The sequence below is a fragment of the Paenibacillus sp. 01L418 genome, assembly GCF_056400045.1.
The window spans coordinates 1-3,938 of sequence record NZ_JBFTSN010000521.1 but is presented as its reverse complement, the minus strand read 5'-3'; the positions used below and the strand labels follow the sequence as shown (position 1 = coordinate 3,938).

3 protein-coding genes are annotated in these 3,938 nt (G+C 46.0%); all 3 read left to right on the top strand.

The genetic code is table 11. The annotated features are described in order from the left end of the window. Window positions 1-22: 22 nt before the first annotated feature. The gene (locus tag AC1DSE_RS31860; protein ID WP_441881256.1) at window positions 23-1,162 is read left to right on the top strand and encodes a 1-deoxy-D-xylulose-5-phosphate reductoisomerase; all 1,140 of its coding nucleotides are present in this window, start codon (window positions 23-25) and stop codon (window positions 1,160-1,162) included. 88 nt (window positions 1,163-1,250) lie between these two features. Beyond that, complete coding sequence (rseP, locus tag AC1DSE_RS31855) at window positions 1,251-2,525, top strand: RIP metalloprotease RseP (RefSeq protein WP_477528804.1); 1,275 nt, start codon at window positions 1,251-1,253, stop codon at window positions 2,523-2,525. A 10-nt stretch (window positions 2,526-2,535) separates the two neighbouring features. Further along, window positions 2,536-3,938 (top strand): proline--tRNA ligase (gene proS, locus AC1DSE_RS31850; protein ID WP_477528803.1); only part of this gene is annotated, 1,403 nt, incomplete at its 3' end.

The following is a 3,938-nucleotide window of genomic DNA, read 5'->3' as shown; positions in this document are numbered from 1 at the left end:
GTATAAGTCAGGAGGATTTTGTGTGAAAAAAATAAGTATATTAGGTTCGACAGGTTCAGTCGGAACACAAACGCTGGACGTTATTGCCCATGATCCTGATCGTTATCAGGTTGTTGGCTTGTCCGCTGGTGCGAATGTCGATTTGATTATAGAGCAAGCCAAACAATTTAAACCTTCGCTCGTTAGCTTGGCTTCCAAAGCAGACGCAGAAGCCGCTCGTCCCCATATGCCGCCTGGAACAAAGGTTGTCTATGGCGAAGAAGGACTTGTTGAAGTAGCCGCTGGGACGGACGCTGATGTCGTTGTGACTGCAATTATGGGAAGCAGAGGGCTGCCGGCAACATTGGCGGCGATTGATGCGGGGAAAATGATTGGTTTGGCGAACAAAGAGACACTCGTAACGGCAGGTCATATCGTAATGGAACGTGCGAAACAGCGCGGAGTATCGATTTTGCCGATAGACAGTGAACATTCGGCGATTTTTCAATGCTTAAACGGCGAAGATCGCAAATCTATCAATCAAATTACATTAACAGCCTCTGGCGGCTCCTTTCGTGATCGCACAAGAGAACAGCTTGAGGGTGTAACAGTAGCTGAAGCGCTAAATCATCCCAATTGGTCGATGGGCGCAAAAATTACGATTGATTCAGCGACTATGGTTAATAAAGGGCTAGAAGTTATTGAGGCAAGATGGCTGTTCGATGTTACATACGATCAAATAGGTGTCATTATTCATCCGGAGAGCATCATTCATTCTTATGTGGAGTTTACCGATCACAGCATAATCGCGCAGCTTGGAATGCCGGATATGCGAGTACCGATTCAATATGCGTTGTCATATCCGGAACGGAATGTAACCCCGACAAGCAGGCTGAACCTGGCACAAATCGGAAAGCTGCATTTTCGCGAGATGGATTTTGAAAGATATCCATGTCTAAGGCTGGCATTCGAGTGCGGGAAGCTAGGTCAATCAGCTCCTGCAGTATACAATGCTGCAAACGAGGTTGCGGTGGCACGGTTTTTGAAGGGTGAAATTACGTTTCTTGACATTGAACGGATATTGGAAACGGTCGTTGGCAAGCACGAAGCAGCTGATATCAATGATTTGCAGATGATCTCAGAAGTGGACGCTTGGGCAAGACAGCTGGCCCAATCCGTATAATATCGGTTAAATTCCGGTTCTCTTGTATCGGACGGGAGAATAATGATAATCTATGTACAGGCCGTAACGAACAGGAGGCTTCAGCTTAATGCACATGATTCAAGTTGTTTTCTTGACCATACTCGTTTTTTTCGTGATCGTAACGATCCATGAATGGGGTCATTACTATTTCGCAAAACGCGCAGGCATATTGGTGCGAGAATTCGCAATTGGCYTCGGGCCGAAGCTTTTTTCGGTAAAACGTGGCGAGACGAGATATACGCTTCGATTAATACCTGCCGGCGGTTTCGTTCGAATGGCGGGAGAAGATCCAGAAATCGTTGATGTCCAGCCCGGTCAAACGATCGCGGTTCGTCTGAAAGACAATAAAGTGACTAGACTTTATTTGGATCGTCTTGATGACCGCAGCGGTGTTATTCGCGGAGAAATCGTGGCGATCGATCTTGAGCGCAAGCTATCTGTTACACTTGACGTAGAAGGGGAAAACGAGATTTTCTCGGTACACCCTACTGCTTTAATGATCACAAAAGGCAAAGAAACACAAATCGCGCCGCTCGACAGACAATTTGGCAGCAAAACAGTAGCGCAGCGTGCACTTGCTATTTTTGCTGGCCCTATGATGAACTTTGTGCTTGCATTTGTATTGTTTGCTACCTACATTCAGTTAGCAGGTGTTCCTGTTGAGTCGCCTGATAAGCTGCTTGTTAATGAAATATCAGAAGGCATGCCAGCTGATAAAGTAGATTTGAAAAAGGGCGATGTCATCGATGCAGTCAACGGTATCAAAATCGGAGCTGATTTTGATAAAATGATCGCGATTATCGGTAAATCACCAAATGTTCCTGTTAAAATGGATATTATTCGTGACGGCAAAGCTCAGCAAGTTGTTATAACACCTGAACCGAATAAAGAGGGTGTAGGCAAGGTTGGGATCAGTGCCGCATTGCCAACACGTCCGGCTACTTTCTCTGAAACGTTCACAGGCGCAGGCAAGCTCATGAAAAACATGACAGTAAGCATTTTTGAAGGCTTCAAGAAGCTTATTTTCGGAGAGTTCAAGCTTGATGATCTTGGCGGACCTGTGCGAACAGCAGAAGTAACAAGCCAGATTGCTCAGCAAGGCATTGCTCAGTTAACATCATGGACAGCACTGCTAAGCTTGTATTTAGGAATATTTAATTTGCTGCCGATTCCTGCCCTTGATGGAAGCCGCCTCATATTCCTCGGAATTGAAGCGATTAGACGCCGGCCGATTGATCCGAACCGTGAGAGCATGGTACATTTTGTCGGTTTCGCGCTCATCATGTTATTAATGCTCGTAGTAACTTATAATGATATTTTACGATTGGTAAAAGGGGAGTAAATAGTCGCTTATGTCTAAGGATAAACAGTTTGTTACAGAAATCACGCCTCAAAGCGAGGATTTCTCCAGATGGTATATTGATGTTATTAAAAAAGCCGAGCTTATGGATTATTCGCCTGTAAGAGGCTGTATTGTGTTCCGTCCTGAGGGCTATGAGCTTTGGGAAAATATTCAGCGTGATCTGGATCGCCGCTTTAAGGAGACGGGACATCGCAATGCGTATTTCCCGCTCTTTATTCCAGAGAGCTTTTTCCAGAAAGAAAAAGAGCATGTTGAAGGTTTTAATCCCGAACTGCCTTGGGTAACTGAAGCAGCTGGCGAGAAGCTCGAAGAACGCCTTGCAATTCGTCCAACATCGGAAACGATGTTTGGACACATGTATTCCAAATGGATTCAATCGTACCGCGATCTTCCGCTGCTCATTAACCAATGGGCAAACGTCGTTCGCTGGGAGAAGCGCACAATGCCATTCCTTCGTACGAGTGAGTTTTTGTGGCAAGAAGGCCATACTGCGCATGAAACAGAAGAGGAAGCGCGTCAAGAGACGATGCAGATGCTTGATGTTTACACGCAGTTCGTTGAAGAATTCCTTGCTATCCCTGTAATTAAAGGTGAAAAAACGCCTTCTGAGCGGTTCGCTGGTGCGGTTGATACGTATTCGATCGAAGCGATGATGAAGGACGGGAAGGCTGTTCAAGCCGGAACATCGCATTATTTGGGTACGAAGTTTGCAGTTGCTTTTGATATTAAATTCCTTGATCGTGAGAATACATTGCAATTCGCTCATACAACTTCTTGGGGCGTGAGCACAAGACTAATCGGCGCCCTTATTATGGTTCATGGCGATGATCGTGGTCTGGTGCTGCCTCCTAAAGTTGCTCCAACACAAGTGGTTATGATTCCAATTGGCCCTGCAAAAATGCGCGAGCAGGTTGTTGGCCGTGTGGATGAGCTTTATGCAGAGCTTAAGAAAGCCGGTATTCGCGTACGCGTGGACGATCGTGCTGACGTGAGCCCAGGCTGGAAGTTTAACGAATATGAGATGCGCGGTGTTCCACTACGCCTTGAGCTTGGACCGCGTGATATGGAAAATGGACAAGTTGTGCTTGTTTCCAGAGTTACTGGAGAGAAGCGTATTGTACAGCAAGCTAATCTTCTAGCAGAAATTGAAGCTATGCTTGAAGAAACGCATCAAGAAATGTTTAATCGTGCGAAGCAGTTCCGTATTGACAACTCTCGTTCGGTTGAAACGCTTGATGAAATGAAAAGCTTTTTGGAAGAACAGCGCGGCTTCGTAGAAGCTGGCTGGTGCGGCTCTGCTGCTTGCGAGAAGCAGGTCAAGGAAGAAACTGGAGCGACAAGCCGGAATATTCCATTTGCCCCTGAATCGCACAAAGAAACATGTCTCGTATG